General features: G+C 70.9%; 15 protein-coding genes. 8 read left to right on the plus strand and 7 right to left on the minus strand.

Annotated elements, in window-relative coordinates; translation table 11 throughout:
- The first annotated feature begins 98 nt into the window (after positions 1 to 98).
- The 3 genes from N8I84_RS05315 (at position 99) to N8I84_RS05325 (ending at position 4,177) form a co-directional block, all read left to right on the plus strand.
- Entirely contained in the window at positions 99 to 317 is a 219-nt protein-coding gene (locus tag N8I84_RS05315) for a hypothetical protein (RefSeq protein ID WP_263228451.1), read from the plus strand.
- Positions 318 to 368: 51 nt separating this feature from the next.
- The gene (locus tag N8I84_RS05320; protein WP_263228452.1) at positions 369 to 3,170 is read left to right on the plus strand and encodes a SpoIIE family protein phosphatase/ATP-binding protein; all 2,802 of its coding nucleotides are present in this window, start codon (positions 369 to 371) and stop codon (positions 3,168 to 3,170) included.
- An 86-nt stretch (positions 3,171 to 3,256) separates the two neighbouring features.
- Positions 3,257 to 4,177 (plus strand): MBL fold metallo-hydrolase, encoded by a 921-nt coding sequence (locus N8I84_RS05325; RefSeq protein ID WP_263228453.1) that lies wholly within the window; start codon positions 3,257 to 3,259, stop codon positions 4,175 to 4,177.
- Positions 4,178 to 4,190: 13 nt separating this feature from the next.
- Here N8I84_RS05325 and N8I84_RS05330 read toward each other — a convergent pair whose 3' ends face one another.
- Positions 4,191 to 5,192, minus strand: coding sequence for a DMT family transporter (locus N8I84_RS05330; protein WP_263228455.1), 1,002 nt, complete (start codon positions 5,190 to 5,192; stop codon positions 4,191 to 4,193).
- Positions 5,193 to 5,368: 176 nt separating this feature from the next.
- Positions 5,369 to 7,498 carry an RICIN domain-containing protein gene (locus N8I84_RS05335; protein ID WP_263234667.1) on the minus strand — a complete coding sequence of 710 codons (2,130 nt, stop codon included), beginning with the start codon at positions 7,496 to 7,498 and terminating at the stop codon, positions 5,369 to 5,371.
- A gap of 764 nt (positions 7,499 to 8,262) precedes the next feature.
- On the opposite strand from N8I84_RS05335, the gene N8I84_RS05340 reads away from it, so the two are divergent.
- On the plus strand, positions 8,263 to 8,526 hold the full coding sequence (locus N8I84_RS05340) for a hypothetical protein (RefSeq protein ID WP_263228457.1): 264 nt from the start codon (positions 8,263 to 8,265) through the stop codon (positions 8,524 to 8,526).
- A gap of 51 nt (positions 8,527 to 8,577) precedes the next feature.
- On the opposite strand, the gene N8I84_RS05345 is transcribed toward N8I84_RS05340, so the two are convergent.
- The 3 genes from N8I84_RS05345 to N8I84_RS05355 form a co-directional block, all read right to left on the minus strand.
- Positions 8,578 to 9,249, minus strand: coding sequence for a hypothetical protein (locus N8I84_RS05345; RefSeq protein ID WP_263228459.1), 672 nt, complete (start codon positions 9,247 to 9,249; stop codon positions 8,578 to 8,580).
- 3 nt (positions 9,250 to 9,252) lie between these two features.
- Positions 9,253 to 9,627 carry a hypothetical protein gene (locus tag N8I84_RS05350; RefSeq protein ID WP_263228461.1) on the minus strand — a complete coding sequence of 125 codons (375 nt, stop codon included), beginning with the start codon at positions 9,625 to 9,627 and terminating at the stop codon, positions 9,253 to 9,255.
- Positions 9,628 to 9,826: 199 nt separating this feature from the next.
- On the minus strand, positions 9,827 to 10,876 hold the full coding sequence (locus tag N8I84_RS05355; RefSeq protein WP_263228463.1) for a DNA topoisomerase IB: 1,050 nt from the start codon (positions 10,874 to 10,876) through the stop codon (positions 9,827 to 9,829).
- 200 nt (positions 10,877 to 11,076) lie between these two features.
- Here N8I84_RS05355 and N8I84_RS05360 point away from each other — a divergent pair, with 200 nt between their 5' ends.
- The 4 genes from N8I84_RS05360 (at position 11,077) to N8I84_RS05375 (ending at position 18,058) form a co-directional block, all read left to right on the plus strand.
- The gene (locus N8I84_RS05360; RefSeq protein WP_263228465.1) at positions 11,077 to 11,892 is read left to right on the plus strand and encodes a maleylpyruvate isomerase family mycothiol-dependent enzyme; all 816 of its coding nucleotides are present in this window, start codon (positions 11,077 to 11,079) and stop codon (positions 11,890 to 11,892) included.
- Between the two features lie 316 nt (positions 11,893 to 12,208).
- Positions 12,209 to 13,699 carry an RICIN domain-containing protein gene (locus N8I84_RS05365; RefSeq protein WP_263228466.1) on the plus strand — a complete coding sequence of 497 codons (1,491 nt, stop codon included), beginning with the start codon at positions 12,209 to 12,211 and terminating at the stop codon, positions 13,697 to 13,699.
- Positions 13,700 to 14,030: 331 nt separating this feature from the next.
- A complete protein-coding gene (locus N8I84_RS05370) occupies positions 14,031 to 15,113 on the plus strand; it encodes a LacI family DNA-binding transcriptional regulator (RefSeq protein ID WP_263228468.1) in 1,083 nt (360 codons plus the stop codon).
- Between the two features lie 323 nt (positions 15,114 to 15,436).
- Positions 15,437 to 18,058 (plus strand): CBM35 domain-containing protein, encoded by a 2,622-nt coding sequence (locus tag N8I84_RS05375; RefSeq protein ID WP_263228470.1) that lies wholly within the window; start codon positions 15,437 to 15,439, stop codon positions 18,056 to 18,058.
- 67 nt (positions 18,059 to 18,125) lie between these two features.
- Here the strand turns inward: N8I84_RS05375 and N8I84_RS05380 are convergent, their stop codons facing one another.
- On the minus strand, positions 18,126 to 19,121 hold the full coding sequence (locus N8I84_RS05380; RefSeq protein ID WP_263234668.1) for a PP2C family protein-serine/threonine phosphatase: 996 nt from the start codon (positions 19,119 to 19,121) through the stop codon (positions 18,126 to 18,128).
- A gap of 326 nt (positions 19,122 to 19,447) precedes the next feature.
- A complete protein-coding gene (locus N8I84_RS05385; RefSeq protein WP_263228472.1) occupies positions 19,448 to 20,842 on the minus strand; it encodes a PepSY-associated TM helix domain-containing protein in 1,395 nt (464 codons plus the stop codon).
- Positions 20,843 to 20,929: the final 87 nt, after the last annotated feature.

Below are 20,929 nucleotides of genomic sequence, written 5' to 3' on the forward strand. Positions count from 1 at the left end.
CCCGGCGGCCCGCTCGACACGCCGGGGCGCCAGGGCCCGGGGCTGTGCGCGGAGTAGCCCGGCATGCGGGCCCGGCCCCCGGGGGCGAGGCTGGAGCCATGGCCGAGCGTCGAGTGATCGTGTACCCGCCGAGCGAGAGCGGCGGCCGGCGCGTGCGCGCGGACGGTGAGATCCTCGGCACCGCCTATTCGCTGCATGACTTGACGGTCTTCCTGCAGCACGCCGGGCTGGAGGGCGTGGACGAGGTGGACGTCGCCGAGTCGCCCTTGATCGAGTGGCACGGCGGTGGCCCCGAGGTGTGGGAGAGGGCACGCTGACGGCTTCAGATCGGTCGGCCGTGGCGCGCACAGCGGTGCTAAGAAGGGAACATGAGGGTACGTTTCGGACGAGACCGGACCCAGGCGCGGCCCCCGCCCACCGGACGCGCGCGTGAGCGTCGCGGTTCCGTGCTGAACCCTCACAGCGCGGCCGGGCAGGTGTTCCTCCTTCAGATCGTGATCGTGGTGCTGCTGGTCCTGGCCGCGGTGGCGAGCGTGATGCTCCAGGCGGCGCGGGACGCGCTGCAGCAGGGGCGCCGCGTGTCGGTCGTCACGGCCCAGTCGTTCGCGAACGCGCCCGGAGTGGTTGAGGCGCTGCACAGCCGGGACCCGTCGGCGGTCCTGCAGCCGCGGGCCGAAGCGGCGCGGAAGAAGGCGGGCGTGGATTTCGTGGTCGTCACGGACACGAAGGGAATTCGTTACACGTACCCCTACCCGAAGGAGATCGGGAAGAAGTTCGTCGGCGACATCAAGCCGGCGCTGGCAGGCCGTACCGTCATCGAGCAGGCCGGTGGGCCGCCCCTTCCCGCCGGCAAGGGCACGGCCGTGCAGGCGGTGGTCCCGGTGAACGACTCGCACGGCAAGGTCGTCGGCCTCGTGTCGGCGGGGATCACGGTCAAGAACGTGTCGCGCCTGTGGATGCCGCAGCTGCCGATCATCGTCGGTTCCGGCGCGGTGGCGCTGGCACTGGCCGCGACCGGGACCACGCTGGCGTCCCGGCGGCTGTTGCGGCAGACGCACGGCCTGGCCCCGGTGGAGCTGGCGCGGCTCTACGAGCACCACGAGGCGGTCCTGCACGCGGTGCGGGAAGGGGTGCTCATCACCACCCCCGAAGGGCGGCTGCTGCTGGTCAACGACGAGGCGCGGCGGCTGCTGGGCCTGCCGGCCGACGCGCAGGGGCGCCCGGTCGGGGAGCTGGGGCTGCCGGAGCAGATCACACGGCTGCTGATCTCGCCGGACGTGGTGACCGACGAGGTGCACCTCACGGAGGACCGGCTGCTGGCGGTGAACAAGCGGCCCACGTTCCCCCACGGTGGCCCGGGAGGCAGCGTGGTGACGCTGCGGGACACCACGGAGCTGGCGGCGGTCTCGGGACGGGCCGAGGTGGCGCGGGAGCGGCTGAAGCTCCTCTACGAGGCCGGATTGCGGATCGGGACGACGCTCGATGTGGGGCGTACGGCGCAGGAGCTGGCGGATGTGACGGTGCCGCAGTTCGCCGACCTCGTCACCGTCGATCTGCTGGATGCCGTGCTGCGGGGTTGGGAACCGACGGCGGAGGGGTGGCGGCATCTGCGGCGTACGGCGATCAGCGGGGACCGGCAGGTGATGCCGGTGTATCCGATGGGCGAGATGATCACGTTCTCGCCGGGTACCCCGCAGATGCACGCGCTCCAGGAGGGTCGGGGGATGCTGGAGCCGGACCTGCGGCAGGCGCACGGCTGGCGGGAGCAGGATCCGGAACGCGCCCGCAAGGCGCTGGAACTCGGGCTGCATTCGCTGGTGACCATGCCGTTGCAGGCTCGGAACGTGCCGCTCGGTGTCGTCAACTTCTACCGGACGACGGACTCCCCCGCGTTCGAGCCGGACGACCTGTACTTCGCGGAGGAACTGGCCGCGCGGGCGGCGGTGGCCATCGACAACGCCCGGCGGTTCACGCGGGAGCACGAGATGGCGGTGACGTTGCAGCGCAGTCTGCTGCCGCGGGGGCAACCGGAGCAGGACGCGCTCGAGGTGGCCTGGCGGTATCTGCCGGCTGCGACGGGGGTGGGCGGGGACTGGTTCGACGTCATTCCGCTGCCGGGCGCACGTGTGGCGCTGGCGATGGGCGACGTCGTCGGTCACGGACTGCACGCGGCGGCGACGATGGGGCGACTGCGCACCGCGGTGCGCAACTTCTCCACGCTGGACCTCCCCGTGGACGAGGTGCTCGGCAACCTGGACGACCTGGTCGCCCGCATGGACAACGAGGAGGACGCCGCCGAGACCGCCGACGGCCACGAGGGCGAGGCGGTGACGGGAGCGAGCTGTCTGTACGCGATCTACGACTCGGTGACGGGGGCGTGCACGATGGCCCGCGCCGGGCACCCCGAACCGGTGGTGGTGCGTCCGGACGGAACCGTCACCTGTCCCGGCGTGCCGGCGTCGGCACCGCTCGGCCTGGGCGGTTACCCCTTCGAAACCGCCGAGCTGCGTTTGAGCGAGGGTTCCCAACTGGTGCTCTACACCGACGGTCTGGTGGAGGAACGCGCCCGTGACATCGACGTCGGCCTGGATCGGCTGCGCCGGGCGTTGGGCGCGGCCGGGAGGCGCAGTCCGGAGGAGGCGTGCCAGGCGGTGATCGAAGCGGTGGGGCCGTCGCGACCCGCCGACGACATCGCCCTGCTGGTGGCGCGGACCCGGCTGTTCCCGCGCTCGTGCGTGGCCGGGTGGGACGTGCCGCCGGACCCGGCGGTCGTGCCCTCGGTCCGGACACGGTGCAGGGACACGTTGCTGGAGTGGGGGCTGGAGGAGATCGGGTTCACCACGGAGCTGATCATCAGCGAGTTGGTCACGAACGCGATCCGGCACGGGGCGCCACCGGTGTCCGTGCGGCTGCTGTACGGGCGCTGCCTGATCTGCGAGGTGACGGACGGCAGCAGCACCTCGCCGCGGCTGCGGCGGGCGGCGACCACGGACGAGGGCGGGCGGGGGCTGTTCCTGGTGGCGCAGTTCGCCCAGCGGTGGGGGACGCGCTACACGGCCGAGGGCAAGGTGATCTGGGCGGAGCAGACCCTCCACGACGGCACGCCCGCCGCGACGGACCCCACGCCGGTCGACGTCCTCCTGGAACAGTTCGGCGACCCCGCCATGTGAGAGCGGATCTCGCCCCCGGCACCCTTGCCCGACCGCAGTGACACCGGGGCTGGCACCTGGGCCGCACAGTGCCCGAGGATGACCGGGTGAGGACACCGATCAGCCGGCCAGGTCTGCGGCCCTACCTGCCTTATCTGCAACGTGCCGCGCTCCCGCACGACGGACTGACCGCCCACTTCCTCGGCACCAGCTCCGTCCTGCTGTCGGACGGTGAGACCCGTCTCCTCATGGACGGGTTCGTCACCCGGCCCGGCCTGCTGCGCGTGGCCATGGGCCGCATCGCGCCCGACCGCAGGCTGGTCCGCGCGGCCGCCGAGCGACTGGGCGTGGACGCCCTCGCCGCCGTGGTGTGCGCCCATTCCCACTACGACCACGCCCTCGACGCCCCGCTGTGGGCGCTGGAAACCGGTGCCGAGCTGGTCGGGTCGCGGTCCACCGCGAACGTCGGGCGCGGTCAGGGGGTCCCCGCACGATCGCTGCGGGTCGTCGAGGACGGCGACACCCTCACCTACGGCGGTTTCGACCTGACCTTCGTCACCTCCCTGCACAGTCCCGGCGACCACTACCCGGGCAGCATCGACCGGCCCCTGGTCCCGCCGGCCCGCGCCCGGGCCTGGAAGACCGGCACCGTCTACTCCGTGCTGGTCGCGCATCCCCGCGGCCGTCTGCTGCTGCACGCCAGCGCCAACCACCGGCCGGGCGCCCTGCGCGGTCACCGGGCCGACGTCGTCTATCTGGGCATCGGGAACCTGGGCAGGCAGCCCGCCGCGTTCCTCCAGGCGTACTGGGACGAGGTCGTCACCGCCACCGGAGCGCGGCGCGTCGTCCTCGTGCACTGGGACGACTTCTTCACCGGTCTCGGGCGCCCGTTGCGCCCGCTGCCCTATCTGTTCGACGACCTCGACACGACCATGAGCCGACTGCTGCCCCTGGCGCGCCGTGACGGCGTCGACGTCGTCCTGCCCGCCGCCTGGCAGCCGAGCGACCCCTTCGCCGGCCTCGGATGAGAGCTCGGGGACGCTATTGCGTCTTCGCGTCGGCCCCGCCGCGGGGCTGCCCCTCTTCTCCGCGACCGGTCTGGCCGGCGAGCAGGGGCGAACGGGTGAGCAGCGTCACCGCGACGGCCACGACGACTGCCCCCGCGACCGACAAGACGGTGTAGACGCCGCCCCGGACCGCTTCGCCGAAGACGAAGACGCCCCACAGGATGGCGATGACCGGGTCGGACATCGTCAGGCCGGGCTGGCTGGCGAGCAGCCGTCCGGCGTGCATGGCCGACTGGAGCAGGAACATCGCGCCCGCGCCGGCCACGATCATGGCGTAGAGCTGCCAGCTGCTGAACACCGCGCCGATGCCGTGGCTGAAGGCGTCCGTCACGCCCTTGATCAGCGCGGCGGTGAACCCGAAAGCGCATCCCGTCGCCACGCCCAGGAGGGCCGCCTTGCGGGCCCCGGGACCGGCGAGACGGGCCCACATCACCATGGCGGCGACCAGCAGCACGTTCACTCCCGAGGCGAACGCCCACCTCAGAGCGGTGGCGTGGGCGGCCGAGCCCTGCGAGGGGGACAGGGAGAACAGCAGTCCCGCCAGGCCGACGGCCATCATCACCGAGGCGCCCCATTCCCGGACGCCCAGTCGGCTCCTGAACACCAGCGATGCCAGCAGCAGGGTGGCGGGCAGTTCCAGCACCAGCACCGGCTGCACCAGTGAGATCTGGCCGTTGCCCAGCGCCGCGGCCTGCAACAGGAATCCGGCGATGATCGAGAGGACGCCGGCGAACCACACCGGCCGGTGCAACAGGTGCCGTACGAGCCGCAAGCTCAGGCTCTCGCTCTCCGGGCGGTCCCGTGCCGCCTTGCGCTGCAGCACGGAGGCCAGGGCGTTCGCGATCGCCGCCAGGACGGCGAGCAGCACGCTCAGCACGGCGCGCCGCCCCCGGGTGCCACCGCCCCCGCAGCGACGATCATGTCTCCTCCACACCAGGTCGGCAGGGCTGCGGGCGCCCCACGCACTCAAGTCCACGGCGTCGAGCAACGACCCGCAACCGCGGGGCCGCCGTCCGGGACGGCGACGGCGGTGATCGGCGACCGGCCGAACCGTTCACCCTCGCGCCATCCGGTGCGCCCAAGAGACGGCAGCGGTGCCTCCCGCCGCACTCTCACGACGGGAGGCACCGCTGCCGTGCGGTCAGGACAGACTCACGGATACGCGACCAGATCGGCCACGTTGGTGCTGGAGTTGGACGGCCCGCCACGGTCGTTGACGATGTGGCGGATGGTCCCGGTGCCGCCGAGGGAGACGGTCACCATGTCCCGGAAGCGGACGTTCGCGTTGTTCGGCGCCTCGATGGCGTGCTCGGCGGTCACGCCCGGGTCGGCGTTGAAGTAGCAGTAGCTGCCGAGACCGTACGCCTGGTGGCTGGTCACCGAGTCGGCGACCTTGTAGGCCGCGTAGCCCTGTGTCGCACCGTTCATCCAGGCGGCCTGGCTCGGCGGGTCGTAGGGCATCTCGTTCTGGAAGAAGTACGTCCGGCCGCCGTTGCCGTTCCAGATCGTCTGGTACTTCTGGTAGTGCTCGACGAACAGGCCGTACATGGTGACGTTGTCGCCGTTGACGACGAGGCCGGTGTCCGCGGTGTTGCTGGTCCAGCCGACGCCGTTGCCGTGGTCGGCGCGCCAGAGCCACATGTGGTCGCCGATGACGTCGTCGCTGTTGACCACGAGGCTGGTGGTGGCCCTGCCGACGGCCGAGCCGCCGATCCGGAAGTAGACGTCGTGCAGGGACGTCGGGTCGGCCGCGTGAGAGGCGGCGGATCCACTGGGCCCGACCTCCAGCAGCGTCCGCGAGGTGGTCGTTCCCGCGTCGAAGAGCAGGCCGGCGATCCTGACGCCGTCCACGTCCGCGACGGTCATGGCGGTGATGCCGTTGTCGGGGACGAAGGTGGCGAGGCCCAGTCCGAGGACGACCGTGTCGGGGCGGGTCACCTTCAGCGTCTGGTCCAGGTGGTAGACGCCGGGGGTGACCAGGAGGTTCTTGCCGGCTGCCAGCGCCGCGTTGATCTGTGCGGCGGTCGCCCCGGGCTTCACGACGAAGAACTGGTCCAGGGGCAGGGAGGCCCCGGCGGCGCTGCCGCTCGCCCAGCTGGTCCCCGTGGAGTCGGTGCGCAGGGACGGGAGGAACACCCGGTAGGCGCCGGAGGCGTCCACGTACAGGAACGGCTTCTCACGGCTGACCGGGCTCTGGTCCACCGTCGTGTACGGGGGGTTGGGGAAGCTGGTGGCCGGCACGCCCTGGCTGCCGACGAAGACCATGTTCCAGTTGGCGCCGGTCCAGCTCCCGAGCTGCGAGTCGCGGGTCAGCCACTGCTGCTGGCTCCCCGAGCGCACCTGCCCGTCGATCTTGCTGTCGGCGATGAGCCCGCCGCTGGACCAACCGCCGTCGTCCAGCTGGAGGTTGCCCCGCAGGTGCATCCGCCGGTACGGCGCGGCCTGGGAGACCGCCCACCGGTCCGTGCCGCCGGCCGGGTTGACCGAGAGGTTCTCCGCGCCGCGCCAGAAGTTCTGGGTGGCGTTGCCCTGGAACCAGTCGGCCTCGGCGTGCACCGCGCCGTTGACGGTGACGGCGTCGGGTGACAGGCCGAGCCCCAGAACCTGGGTGTAGAAGCCGACGTTGACGTCGTTGCTGTACGTGCCCGGCTTGAACAGCACGGCGTAGCGCTGGGAGCCGAACTGGTTGGTCTCCTGCTGCTTGAAGATGGAGTCCAGTCTGCTCTGGATGGCCGACGACGACATGGAGGGGTCGAAGACGGCGACGTTGGGGCCGAGGTCCACGTCGCTCGGCGAGGTGGAGACAGGCGTCACCTGGAAGCGCTGGGCCGCGGTGCCGTTGCACGTGTACTGCTGCAGTTGGACGCTGTCCGCGGTCGATGCGGAGGGGACGTCCAGGCACTTGCCGCTGTGCCGGTTGACGAAGTGGTAGGCGCCCGCACCCTCGTCGACGGCCTGCCACTGCTGGTTGTCGCCGCCGCCGTACGTCCACAGCTGCACCAGGGCGTTGTCGGCGGTGGACACGTCGGTCACGTCCAGGACCTGGTTCGCGTCGTTGCGGTTGCCGACGCGCACGTAGCCGTCGCTGGTGGAAGTGAAACTCCACTGCTGCGCGCCGGTGTTGTTGCAGCTGTACTGCTGGACCGCGGTGCCGTTGGCGGTTCCGGCGCCCCTGGCGTCCAGGCATTTGCCGCTCCCGGCGTTCACGACGGTCGCCCAGCCGGTCGGCAGGGCCGCGGCCTGCGCGGCAGCGGCTCGGGAAGGTGCCGCCCGGGTGGACATGGCGGTGAGCGCCTGGGCGGGCGTGGCGGTGAGCAGGGACGCGGCCGATGCCGTGACCAGGGCGGCCGCCGCCCAGGGGCGGACGACGGTAGCGGTTCTGCGGCGGTGCGTTCGGGTGGTGCGCAAGAGGCTGAACACGGGTCCTCCTGTGCCGACTACGCGGCTGATGGTGGGGGCGTCCGGCCGTGTGGAGTACGGCCTTTCGGAGGCGGTGGGCGGGGAGGCAGGGCACGAAGCCGCGCCCGCGCGACACCGAGCCGCTTCCCCGAAGCACCACCCTGCGTTCACAAGGCTGAAAGTCGAGCGCATTCATGGAACGGTGAGCGGTCAGTGAATCTAAAGGTCTGTACCAGGAGCGTCAAGAGATGAAGCAGGAAAGGCTCCGAACGCCGGTCGAGCGGCAAGGAGTTGAACGCGGCGACAACGGCCCCGCCGTCCCGGACGCCGTCCGCCTCGACGGCTGAAGGACCGGTGACCGGCCCGCCCGGGCGGCGCCTGACGGTCACGGTCCACGACGGCGCCGCACCGGCGTGCCGCAGGATTCCGGTGCGGACCTCCATGCCGGGGGCGACCGCCTGTGTCGTCCACTCCCCGGCGGCTCGGGCGTGGGCGTCGGCCGTGCCGCGGAGCCGACGCCGAACGGTGGGACCGCGGCCGCCACGGCCGGCTGGCGTGCGGAATGCGGGGCCCGGCAGGCGCCGCGACGCCGTTTGTGTGCCCCCAGGAAACCCGAGAGGGTCCCGAGACCGACCGGAGGCACGGACATGAGTGATCGCAAGGACCGCCGCGGTAGCGGGTACGCGCGGGGGCGTGACCCTGGCGAGCCGGGCGCCCACTCGGGCGCGGAGAGCCAGGCGCGGGAGCGCACGGTGCCGGGTACGGCGAGCGCCGAGGAGGGCTACCAGACCGAGCGCGGCACCACCGCGGGCAAGCCCCTCGAAGGTGTCGAGAAGGAGGAACGGGCACGGCGGGAGCCCGACACCGGGACCGGCGAGCGCGGGACGGACGGCGACGCCGCCGGCACCTGACCCGGTGGGGTGGTTCCCGGTCGGGTCACCGTACGGGAACCACCTGCCGGGTCACCGTACGGGAACCACCTGCCGGCTCTCCTCCACGGCCACCGTGGTGGTGACGCTCACCAGGCACGGCCTGCGGGGTGTCGAGCCGAACCCGAACCGCACCGGGGGTTCGACCGGTGCCAGGGAACCGAGGTCCTCCCCGTCGTAGACGGCCCGGGCCTCGATGACAGGACGCAGGTCCTTCGCCCCGTACCACTCGTACCGGCCGGCGCCCGCGCTGCCGTGGGTCCGCACCCCCAGCAACGCCCTGGCGGCCGGTGCCACCAGCAGGGCCCAGGCAGGACGGGCGGCGAGCGGACCGGGCACGGCTCTGAGCAGCAGGCCCGCGGGCCCTCTGCGGCCGGTGACGAAGCGGAGGTCGAGCGCCGGGGCCGACACCGTGCATCGCCCGCGAACGGCCTCCACCCCGACGTGTACGACCCGAACCTCGTCGAAGAGGTAGGTGCCGGCGACGAAGCGCGCCGTCTGCGCGGTGGGGGCCAGAAGGATGCGGTGTCCGTCCTTCCGCTCGAGCATCACATCGGTGAACGGACCGAACGGCGACCGCACCCAGTGACCGAGCACCACCCGCGTCCCCGACGACGTGCCGATCCCCGCGATCCACCCCTCGAACCGCAGCCGCACCCGCCCGGCGCGCCCCCGGTCGGCGTGTGGCGCGGTCGTGCCCGGCACGCGTCACCGTTCCTTCCCGTGGTGACCGCTCAGGCGGCCGCACCGCCCCCAGGCCGCCAGCCACTCGGCCTGCATCGCCGCGTCCAGCAGACAGGTGGGTCGGATCCGGCCGCGCGGCACGTGGACGAGGTCGACAGCCGGCAGCGTCACGGCCGTGCCCACGCCCGTACGGCGTGCCTGGGCCGTGCCGCCGGGCACGGCGGGGGTACCGAGCAGCGCCCAGCCGCTGGTGGGGAGGAGACCCGCGCTCGTCCGTTGCAGCCAGTGCTCGGTCTCGGGGCCGAAGACCCACTCGAAGCTGCGCAGGTGAAGCAGGGGCCGGCCGCCACCGACGAGATTGAACAAGCCCTGGGCCCGGGCCACGCACAGCGGACTCATCGGAACTCCTCCCGTCCGGTGGTGCGCCGGGGCAGACGGACGCACTGCTCCCGGCCCTTCGACACCCTCGGGCCGCAGTACCCGGGCACCACCTGACAAAACACATGAGCGGACGGCGGCAAGGGGGCCGGGCCGAGCGCGACCGGCCGCCGGGGCGCGACCGGGCCGGCGGGGCGCCACCGGGGGCTGGCGTACCGCTCTAGATCAGGTCCGTCCCCCTGCCGGCGGGAGGGCGCCCGGTTCTGATCATGTGAACGACGGCCTTCTCGATCGCGCCTTGCGTCGCCGGGACACCGAAGGCGGCCCCGTCCCCCAGCCGGTCCAGGGACGGGGCGACGGTGACGCCTTCCTCGAAGAGTTCGATCACGCGCGGGTTGATGTAGGAGGCGCGACAGACCGCCGGCGTATTGCCCAGGTAGTCGGCGACCTCCCTGACGGCACGGGCGATCGCCCGGCGTCGCCCGGTCTCGCTGCGGGCCGCGGGCTGTGAGACGCCGAGGGCGACGGAGGCCAGGACGGTGGCGTGCCAGGTACGGAAGTCCTTCGCGGTGACGGCCACGCCGCTGACCTCCCTCAGATAGGTGTTGAGGTCGTCGCCCGAGACCTCGTGCCAGCCGGGCGGCTGCCAGTAGGCCAACAGCCGGTCGCCTCCCCCTCGCCGCCGCAGCAGGGAGGTGAGCGCTCGGAGTATGGCGTCGTCCCCCACGGCCTGTACCAGATCCTTGCCGTGTTTGGCCGGATAGTTGAAGACGATGCGTCCCCGCGAGGTCCTGGCGTGCCGGCGCAGCAGCGTGGTCAGGCCGTAGGAGTTGTTCATGTCCGCGTAGCGCTCGCTTCCCATGCGGAAGAAGCCGAGGTCGAGCAGGCGCGCGCCGGTGGCGAGGACACGGTCCCGGGTCAGTCCTCGGAGGCCGAGGTGGGCTTCCACGGCTTCCCGCAGGCGCGGCAGCGCATCGGCGACCTCCAGGACGTGCTCGTGTTTGCTCTCCTCCTGCTGGGCCCGGAACCCGGGGTGGTAGAGGTACTGGCGGCGTCCTGCGGCATCGGTGCCGACGGCCTGGAGGTGGCCGTGGGGATGACGGCAGATCCATACGTCCTCCCAGGCGGGAGGAATGACCAGCCCCTTGATCCGCTCGATTTCCGACGCATCCGTCAGAACGTTCCCGGAGGCGTCGAGATACTGGAACCCCCGACCGCGGCGCCTGCGCGTGTAGCCCGGATCGCAGGGACGACTGTGACGCAGACGCACCTCATCACCCTTCACACGGCTCAATCGGCAGGCGATGGCCTCCTGACGTCCGGCTGCCGACTTCTGACGGCGTGACCGGTACCCTCATCCGGACCCGTCAGTCGCTCGCCCGGGCACCGCGCGGATTTGCCTTCGAGTGGACTTCAACCGACACACTGATCACGGCGGAATCCGACTGCGGACGGGAAAGGCGGCAGCACATGGGAACGGCGAGCCCGGCAGGGCACCCTCTGCCGTACGACATCTACCGGCAGGCGATCGAGCGGGAGACGCTGCGCTTCGCCGAGGTGGTGAGAGGTGCGGACCCCGGGACCGGCGTACCCTCCTGCCCGGACTGGACCCTGGCCGAACTCACCCGGCACGTCGGGGCGTTGCAGCGCTGGTTCAGCACACTGCTGTCCCGGCTGGTGCAGGAGCCTCCGCGCAGCCGCGACCTGGAACTCGGGCTGCCGGAACGCGCGCAGGAGTATGCCGACTGGGTGGCGGAGGGCGTAGCCGCGGTGGCGGAGGTGCTGCGGGCCACGGATCCTCAGGCGGGGATGTGGGCCTGGGGCGAGGACCAGCATGCGCGGTTCTGGGCCCGCCGGATGCTGTGCGAGACGCTGGTGCACCGGGTGGACGCGGAGCGGGCCGTCGGCCGGGAGTCGGAGATCGATCCCGTGCTGGCGGCGGACGGGGTGGACGAGTTCCTCGTCAACCTGCCCTACGCGGGTCTCTTCGCGCCGGCGGTGACCAAGTTGCACGGCAACGGCGAGGTCATCGCCTTCCGGTGCGCGGACTCGGCCGGCGGTACCGGCGAGGAGTGGCGGGTGCGACTGGATCCGGACGGTTTTCACCTGCTGGCACCGGCAGCAGCCGATGAGGCGCCGACCGGGGCGGTGACGGCGGGGGTCCGGGGGCAGGCGGCGGACCTCCTGCTCCTGCTCTACGGCCGGCGGTCGTACCGGGACTCCGCCTTCGACGTCTCGGGAGAGGTCGCGGTACTGGACCGCTGGTTCGCCCACACGGCGTTCTGAGTCGCGCCGACGGTCCGAGGTGACCCCTCATACAGGGACCAGGGAACGAACAAGGCCAATCAAGAGACAACAGATTCCAACTGCGGCGCCACAGTTCTAATGCGTGGACGCCTGCAAGGTCAACCCTTCGGCGACCAGGGTCGTTGCCCGAAATCTCGGACGGCAGCCCTCATGCGCCCCCATGCACCCTCATCGAGCACGTCCAGGCTCGCCTTGGCCAGTCAAGAATCAACAAAATCGAACGCGTATATTGACGCCGCCGAACAGATCCGACTCTCATTGGTCCCCGCCTGGCACCTGATGAGAGGGACGAAGCATGCCCGAGGGAACACCCCGCCGGCCCGCGGACCGCCGGCGCCGCAGAGCCGCCGCCTTTCTGACGTTTCTCGGAGCCGTGGCGGCACTGCTGCTCCCGGCCACCGAGGCGCACGCGGCCACCGTGTCGTTCACCACCGGCGCCACACGCACCGACCAGAACGGGAACGCGCTACAGCTGCACGGCCTCGGCATCATCAAGGTGGGGAGCACCTGGTACGGCTTCGGCGAGGACAAGACCGGCGAGACCTCGTCGGACACGTCGTTCCAGGACATACCCTGCTACACCTCGACCGACCTGGGCACCTGGACCTACCAGGGCGTCGCCCTGGCCAGACAGAGCAGCGGCGACCTGGGGCCGGGCCGCATCGTGGAGCGTCCCAAGGTCATCTACAACGCCTCGACGAGCACGTACGTGATGTACATGCACATCGACAGCACCGACTACTCCGAGGCCAAGGTCGGTGTGGCGACCAGCAGTACCCCGTGCGGTCCGTACACCTACCAGGGAAGCTTCCGTCCGCTGGGCAACCTCAGCCGTGACATCGGCCTGTTCCAGGACACCGACGGCACCGCCTATCTGCTGAGCGAGGACCGCAACAACGGCCTGCGCATCGACAAGCTCTCCGCCGACTACCTCTCCGTGGACAGTGCGGTGGCGGTGCTGGGCGGCAGTGGCAGCAACAGCGTCGAGGCACCCGCCATGGTGAAGGTCAACGGCGTCTACTACGTGTTCGGCTCCCATCTCACCGGGTGGAGCCTGAACGACAACATCTACGCCACCGCCACGTCACTGGGCGGCCCCTGGTCGGCGTTCCGGAACTTCGCCGCTCCCGGAACCCACACCTACGGCAGCCAGACGGCGAACGTCATCACGGTCCAGGGCACCTCCGGGACCACCTACATCTACGCGGGCGACCGCTGGAACACCTCCGACCTCGGCTCCTCGAAGCTGATCTGGCTGCCGCTGACCATCAGGGGACGCACGGTGAACCTCGGTCAGTACCCCACGTGGTCCCTCGACGCCGGCGCCGGCACCTGGACCGCCGACAGCGGCCTTCCCACGGCAGGGGTCCACACCCTCACCGACGTCAACAGCACTCTGCTGATGGACGTGTCGGGCGGCTCCACATCGAACGGCGCCAAGGTCATCCAGTGGACGTCCACCGGCGGCACCAACCAGCAGTGGACCTTCACCCGGGTCGGGGACAACGTCTACACCCTGAAGAGCGTGAACAGCGGCCTGTGCCTGGACGTGCCGAACCAGTCGACCGACACCGGCCTGCAACTGCAGCAGTGGACGTGCAACGGCGGCACGAACCAGCAGTGGTTCCTCGACCTGGTGGGCAGTTACACCGGCAGCACGTACATGCTGGCCGGTGTGGGCAGCGACCTGAACATCGGTGCGGCGGGCGGTTCCACCACCAAGGGAACGGCGGTGGACCAGGAAACGGGCACCGGCGCGACGAGCCAGCAGTGGAATCTCTCCTGATGCCGTGAGGGGACAGGCCCGGATCGACCACCTGGTCGCCGGGCCGGGCACCCTGGACGCGACGGGCATCCGGCGGAAGCACTTCGTCCGTCGGATGCCGCCTCAGCTCGCGTACCCCTTGACCCGGGAAGTGTTATCGATAACACTCACGTCTGCTTCGCATGGTGATCGATGACATGACGGAGGCTGCGACTCCGTCTCCCAGGTGCTGCTCACCATCCCGGCGGTGCCGGCCGTGAGCCCTGGCGGTGAAGCGGCGGGCGCATGAACACCGCGATGCAGCAGTCCACATCGGCAGACACGACGGATCACCCACCAGGAGTCCACCGACATGCAGGAATCGGCCCCGGTCCCCGTGCCGGACGCGAAGTCGTCCCAGGAACCCGCCGACCGGCCGCGGTCGGTCAGCATCTGGGACGTGGCGAAAGTGGCCGGGGTCTCGCATCAGACCGTCTCCCGGGTCGTCAACGGCAACCCGAAGGTGCGCCAGTCGACCCGGGACCGGGTGCTGCAGGTGATCGAGGAGATGGGCTACAAGCCCAACCGACTGGCGCGGGCACTGGCCGGCGGACCGGTCCGGTCCGTGACCGTGCTGACCTCCGACACCACTCTGTACGGTGCCTCGCTGGCGCTGCGCGGTATCGAGGAGGCCGCCCGGGCGGCCGACTTCACGGTGGCCATCAGCGTCCTGGACGAGGACGCGGCGGAGTCTCCGAACGAGGTGGCGTCCCGGCCGGCCCGCCCCGGTGAGCCGGTGCTGGTGATCGCCTTCAACGCACCGGGAGCGCGTGCCTGGCAGACACTGTCGGCCGAGTTCCCCGCGGCGGCGGTCGTCGAGCGGCCGGAGGAGGGACGCGGCGACGACCGACCGGTGGCGTGGATCGACGACCGGTCGGCGGCCGCGCAGGCCACCCGCTACCTGCTCGGCCTCGGGCACCGGACCGTCCACTACATGGCCATCCCTTCGTCGACCACCCGCATCGGCCAGCGCGCCTGCGGCTGGCGGGAGGCTCTCGCGGACGCGGGGCGGCCGGTACCCGAGCCGGTAGAGGGCGGTTGGAGCCCGCGATCGGGGTATCTGGCCGCACGTGCCCTGGTGGCCGACCCGGAGGTCACCGCCCTTCTGTGCGGCAACGACGACCTGGCGCTCGGGGTGCTGCGCGCGGCCCGGGAAGCCGGCCGTGACGTGCCGGGAGACCTGAGCGTCATGGGCTTCGACGACGTACCGCATGCGGCGTTCGCACATCCGGCCCTCACCACGGTCCGACTGGACTTCGACGGGCTGGGACGCGGTGCCTTCGGCATGTTGCACCGGCTGCTGGACCCGCAGAACGCGCCCGCGCCGGCGCTGTGGGCCGAGCCCGAACTCATCGTCCGGGACAGTACCGGCCCGGCGCCCGGCCGGACCGGCTGAGCCGACGGCCGGTCCGTTCGGTTCGGCCGGTCCAGCCGGTCCAGCCGGTTCCAGCCGGTTCTGACGTAGTTGACCGACCCTTCACCCACCGACCTCATTCCCACACCTCCGGTCTCCGGTCTCCGATCTCCATCTCCGATCTCCATCTCCGATCCCCTTCCCGAGCCACCGTCACCCGTCGACGTACGCGCCGCGGTACCGCCTTGCCCGGTACCGCCCACGGCGTCGGTACACCGCTCCGTCCGCAGGGGATGTGAGCGATCACATCCGGTCTGTACCCCGAGTCCTCCCGCACCGTGGCGGGAGAGGAAGGTGAGGTTCCCATGCCTGTTGCCACCCGCACCCGCGGCGGCCCGCCGCCGCGACGTACCGGACCCGGCAGAAGCGTGTTCTCCGGCGCGCTGTTGGCGGCGACCGCCCTGGTCGGCGCCACGCTCGCCGGAACCCAGACGGCCGCCGCGGCGACCCAGACGTTCACGGTGGACCTCGGCACCACCACCGGTGCCGTACTGCGCGGTTCGAACGGCGCGCTCTACGGGCAGAGCGACGACGGAGTTCCCGGAGACGGTCTGCTGGCGCCGCTGAAGCTGACCACCGGCTCCCAGAAGCCCCCGAACGGCGCCCAGCACCCCAACGGCGACATCATGCAGGTCGCCCCGTCGTTCTTCCGCAACGGCGGCGGCACGATGTACACCAACATCCAGGACGAGTACTCGGACTGGCCGTACCAGAACCTCGGGATCAGCGACTACCTCACCAAGGTCGACACCGCGGTCAACGCCGTCAAGAGCACCTCCTGGGCGAACAAGGTGGTCTTCGTCCCGTTCAACGAGCCGGACGGCAACTGGTACACAGGGCTCGGCAGCTCCAACTCCAGCACCTACGCCTCGGCCCTGAACAGCTTCGAGTCCGACTGGAGCACCGTCTACCGGCGCATCAAGAGCGACTTCCCCGGCGCGAAGATAGGCGGGCCCAACACCGCCAACTTCAACAGCAAGTTCTTCGGCGACTTCCTCACCTACGCCAAGGCCAACAACCAGCTTCCGGACGTGTTCACCTGGCACGAGCTGGGCCCCGGCTCGCTCGCCGACTACCGCAGCCACTACAGCACCTACCGCTCCCTGGAGAGCGTCCGCGGCATCAGCCCCATCACCATCAACATCGACGAGTACTCCAACCGGCGCGACCTGTCGGTGCCCGGGCAGATGGTGCAGTGGGCCGCGATGTTCGAGGACACCAAGGTCTATGCCGAGCAGCCGTACTGGGACATCGCCGGCAACATGGACGGCAACACCGTCCACACCAACATCCCCAACGGCACCTGGTGGTTCTGGCACTGGTACGCCCAGATGACCGGCCAGACCGTCCAGACCACACCGCCGCAGGCCAACACCATCGACACCCTGCAGGGCATCGCCTCCCTGGACACCTCCCGCCAGCAGGCGCAGGTGATCGTCGGCGGATCGGCCACCGACACCAACGTGGTGATCAACCACATCCCCTCCGCCACCTTCGGCAGCAACGTCGAAGTCTCCGTCCAGGCCCTGGACTGGAGTGGCTACGAGGGCAACTCCGCCCCGCCGCGGACCATCTCCCGCGCCGCCTACACCCCCTCCGGCGGCTCCATCACCGTGCCGCTCACCGGTCTGAACAGCATGTCCGCCTACCGGATCACGGTCACCCCCAACGGCGGAGGCACCGCCGCCACCCCGAGCGTGCCCTACAGCGCCTCCTACGAGGCCGAGAACGCCGCCATCACCGACGGCACCATCGCCACCCAGGGCACCGTGAGCAACGCCAACGGCTACGCCGCCTCGGGCACCAAGGACGTCGGCTTCCTGACCCAGAGCGACAGCAAGGTCGTCTTCACCGTCAGCGTCCCCTCGACGGGTACCTACAACCTGCGCGTCTTCTACGGCAACCAGAACGGGTCCCCCTCGCAGCAGGTCCTGCGCGTCGACGGCGCCAACCCCCGGTTCGTGAACTACCCCTCGACGCTGAACTGGCAGTACCGCTCCACGGTCACCGTCCCGGTCAGCCTGAGCGCGGGCAGCCACACCATCTCGCTCGCCGTGACCGACCCCACGCTCGGCACCTCCGCCGGCCAGGTCACCCTGGACAAGATCGACCTCACCGCCGCGCAGAGCACCCCGGAGACGGTGTACGAGGCGACGCTCGCCGACGTCAGCGGAAGCCCGGCCTACTCGTACAGTGACATCGGCGAGACCGGCACCGGCCGCCTCACCATGACCTCCGGTGACAGCGCCACCTTCGACACCTACGCCCCCACCGACGGCTACTACACGGTCAAGACCGACTACGCCTCCGTCGGCGGCAGCAGCAACCTCGCCCTGAACGGCACCACCGTGGCCACCTACGGCTCCTCCGGCGGCGCCTCCACCACCTCCAGCGCCCGCCTGTACCTGGCGGCCGGCATCAACCGCGTCACCGTCAGCCCAAGCAGCGGCACCACCCTCACCCTGCGCGACCTGAAGGTGGACGGCTCCGGTGACACCACCGGCGTCACCAAGTACGAGGCCGAGAACGCCACCCTGGCCGGCGCCGCGAGGATCCAGTCCAACACCTGGACCTCCGGCGGGAAGGACGTCGGCTACATCGGCAACGGCTCCGCCAACACCCTCACCTTCGGCAACGTCGACGCCGCCACCGCCGGCCGGTACACGGTCGTGATCCACTACGCCGAGAACGACCGGGCGGGCACCGGCAACTACAACACCAACGTCAAGTCCCGTACCGCCCAGCTGTCGGTCAACGGAGGCACCGCCACCACGCTGACCTTCCGCAACACCTACAGCTGGAGCGACTTCTGGTCACTGCCCACCACCGTCACCCTCAACGCCGGAACCAACACCCTCACCCTCTCCAACCCCTCCGCCTACGCACCCGACATCGACTACATCGAGGTCGCGCCGGTCAACGGCTGACCGTCACCGCGCACACGAACCGCCGCCGGACCGCACCCGGGCCCGGCGGCGGCCCCGCCCGGCTTCGTCACCGGTACCGGAGCAGCAGCATCGCCGCGTCGTCCTGGAGCGGGCCGTTCACATGCTGGAGCAGGTCCTGGCGCAGGGATTCCAACGCCGCCTCGGGGTCCGGTTCCTTGAGCAGGTACGCGCGTTCGGTGAGGGGATAGAACCGGCCGTCGGCATCACGTGCCTCGATGATCCCGTCGGTGTACAGCAGAAGTTGGTCGCCCGGGAGGAAGTCGGTGCCGAACGGCTCCGGTTCGGCCGGGCCGTGTTCACCGAGGCCCAGCGGGAGCGCGTACGCGGGCGGTTCGGGAAGGTGCATGGTCCCGTCGGACCGGATCACCATGGGTGCGGGGTGGCCGAAGTTGAGGAACGTGGCCTGATGCCCGCTCACCTCGGCAAGGATGGCGGTGACGAACTTCTCGCCGTCCAGTTGCCGGGCGACAGACCGCTCGAGCCTGCGTCCGACCCGCACCAGGTCCGCTTCGTCCAGCGCGGCCTCCCGGAAGGCCCCGAGAACCACGGCCGCGGTCTCCACCGCCTCCAGTCCGTTGCCCTGGACGTCCCCCACGATGACCCGAACGCCCTGGGATGCGGCGACGACTTCGTACAGGTCTCCGCCGATCCGGGCCTCGGCGACAGCGGACGTGTAGGAGACGGCCGCTCTCAGACGGCCGGCAAGCCGAGGCACCGGCTTGAGCAGCACCCGCTGGGCCGCCTCGGCGATCGACCGGACGCTGTCCAGCTCCGCCTCCCGCTTCCGGCGCATGGACACGGCCAGGAGCCCGGCGATGGTGACCCCCACGACGGAGGCGAAGGTCATGGAGCCGCGCCGCACGTCGGTCAGGTTGTCGTACCAGGCCAGGCCGACGCACAGCAGCAGCGCTGTCCCGCCGACGCACGCGGTGCGTCTCCAGCCGCCCACGAGAGGGGCGAACGCCGGTCCCAGCGACACCAGGGGCAGGAAGTGCATGGACGGGCCGACTACGACGTCGACCACCGCGACCGTAGCCATCATGGCGAAGGGCAGCACGGACAGGACGGTCGACTGGCGGTTCTCCGAGGTCACGTCGCCCTCCGGCACCGGGGCGGCCTGTCCCGGATCAAGGGGGTCGGACAGGCCGCTGGAACCTTCCCCCCGCGCTGCGGGCCTCGCACACCGCATCGTCGCAGACGTACCTGTCGGTCCTCATGAAAAGCCTCGCGGATCCCCGTAAAGAGGTAGCCGCCACCGCGCCGGGCTCATCCGATTCTCATCCGCGCCCTCGTGGAGCATGACCCGGTGGAGCATGACCCGGTGGAGCGCCTGTCGTCTCCGTCCGGCGTCCACGGCCGCGCGTCGGATCACGCCGCGCGGCCGCCGACGGCGCGCCTGCCGCGCCGATGGGCGATCTCCCCCAGCACGACGTCCACCGCGATGAACGCCGCGAGCGGTATGCCGAGCAGCGGCACGAAGTAGCCGAGGACCGCAACCGCCGCCATGCAGGGCACGAGGATCTGTGGCGGCACCTGCTGCCAGGCGCCGCGCGGGATCGGCCGCCCGAACGCCCCGGCCCGGCCGCGCTGCCACCACATGCGGTATCCCCAGACGATCAGCAGGACCAGGCAGAGCGCGAGCGCCATCAGGGCGATCTGGTTGACGATCCCGAAGAGGACGCCGGTGTGCAGGTCGATGCCCCAACGGGTCAGCTTGGCAAGGACCGGGTAGTCCGCGAAGCGCACAACGTCGGTGACGTCGCCGGTGGCCGGATCGACGGCGACCGAGTCCTGCTTCCCGGGCCAGCTGCGCTGCACCTGCTTCACGACGTACGCGGAGGTCGCGTCGGCGGGCGGGACGATCTCCACCGGGTCGCTCAGCCCCTCCCCGCGTGCCGCCGCCAACACCGCGTCGAGGCCCACGCCGTGCTCGCCGCCGCCGGTGGCCGCCGCCGAGCCGTGACCCGCGTGCTCGCCGCTCACCGCCGCCGAGACCGACGGGGTGGCCTGGCCGAGCGAGGTGCGCAGTTCGTCGACGTTGGCCCCCGCGTAGGTGGACCACGTCAGGCCCGTCGCCGAGAGGAAGAAGAACCCGGCGGCGGCCCACACGCCGACCGTCCCGTGCAGACCGAGGGTGCGGCGGCGGCCGCTCGTGCCGCGCACCGCGCGCTGTGAACGCCGGCGCGCGAACCACAGCACGAGGCCCCCACCGGCGATCACCCACAGCCAGCTGGCGGCGAGTTCGCTGTAGAGCCGCCCGTTCTCGCCGAGGTGCAGGTCGCGGTGGAACTCGTCGATCCAGGTGCGCAGCGGCAGGGCGCCGGTGGAGCCGTACTGCTCCATGGCGCCGCGCACCTTCCCGGTGTACGGGTCGACGAACACGGCGAGTGTGTGGTCCTCGGCGACGCCGGGGACGCCGGACAGCAGCACCCTGGTGGTGGCGTCCTTCGCCGGGGAGGGCCGTACGGCGGACAGCGCGCCCTCGGGGTGGGCCCTGCGGGCGGCGGCGACCTGCTCGCTGATCGGCAGCTTGCCACCGCCGACCGGGACGGTCAGCTCGTCGGCGTAGACGATCTTCTCCGCCTGGAACGAGGCGGCGTAAAGGAATCCCGTCAGGGCGGCTGTCAGCAGGAACGGGGCGACGAGAAGGCCGGCGTGGAAGTGCAGGCGCAGTACCAGGGGGCGCAAGGGCGCCCATCGTGAAGGTGAGGGGGCGACGGACTGCGCGGACTCGTCCGTCGTGGGCGAGGGAGGGGTGGGCATCGGCGGGCCTCTCCGGGGGCTCGTTTCTCAGCGGTGGCGGTCCAGAGGTCGGAGCAGGACAGGGCCGGGTTCCGCCAGGTGCACGTG

The sequence above is a fragment of the Streptomyces cynarae genome, from assembly GCF_025642135.1.
Lineage (GTDB): Bacteria > Actinomycetota > Actinomycetes > Streptomycetales > Streptomycetaceae > Streptomyces > Streptomyces cynarae.

Excerpts from the sequence above, each read along its gene's own strand:
- N8I84_RS05315 (WP_263228451.1), top strand. The coding sequence starts at position 99 with ATGGCCGAGCGTCGAGTGATCGTGTACCCGCCGAGCGAGAGCGGCGGC.
- N8I84_RS05320 (WP_263228452.1), top strand. The coding sequence starts at position 369 with ATGAGGGTACGTTTCGGACGAGACCGGACCCAGGCGCGGCCCCCGCCC.
- N8I84_RS05380 (WP_263234668.1), bottom strand. The coding sequence starts at position 19,121 with ATGATGGCTACGGTCGCGGTGGTCGACGTCGTAGTCGGCCCGTCCATG.
- N8I84_RS05385 (WP_263228472.1), bottom strand. The coding sequence starts at position 20,842 with ATGCCCACCCCTCCCTCGCCCACGACGGACGAGTCCGCGCAGTCCGTC.
- N8I84_RS05375 (WP_263228470.1), top strand. The coding sequence starts at position 15,437 with ATGCCTGTTGCCACCCGCACCCGCGGCGGCCCGCCGCCGCGACGTACC.
- N8I84_RS05365 (WP_263228466.1), top strand. The coding sequence starts at position 12,209 with ATGCCCGAGGGAACACCCCGCCGGCCCGCGGACCGCCGGCGCCGCAGA.
- N8I84_RS05340 (WP_263228457.1), top strand. The coding sequence starts at position 8,263 with ATGAGTGATCGCAAGGACCGCCGCGGTAGCGGGTACGCGCGGGGGCGT.
- N8I84_RS05335 (WP_263234667.1), bottom strand. The coding sequence starts at position 7,498 with ATGTCCACCCGGGCGGCACCTTCCCGAGCCGCTGCCGCGCAGGCCGCG.
- N8I84_RS05350 (WP_263228461.1), bottom strand. The coding sequence starts at position 9,627 with ATGAGTCCGCTGTGCGTGGCCCGGGCCCAGGGCTTGTTCAATCTCGTC.
- N8I84_RS05360 (WP_263228465.1), top strand. The coding sequence starts at position 11,077 with ATGGGAACGGCGAGCCCGGCAGGGCACCCTCTGCCGTACGACATCTAC.
- N8I84_RS05370 (WP_263228468.1), top strand. The coding sequence starts at position 14,031 with ATGCAGGAATCGGCCCCGGTCCCCGTGCCGGACGCGAAGTCGTCCCAG.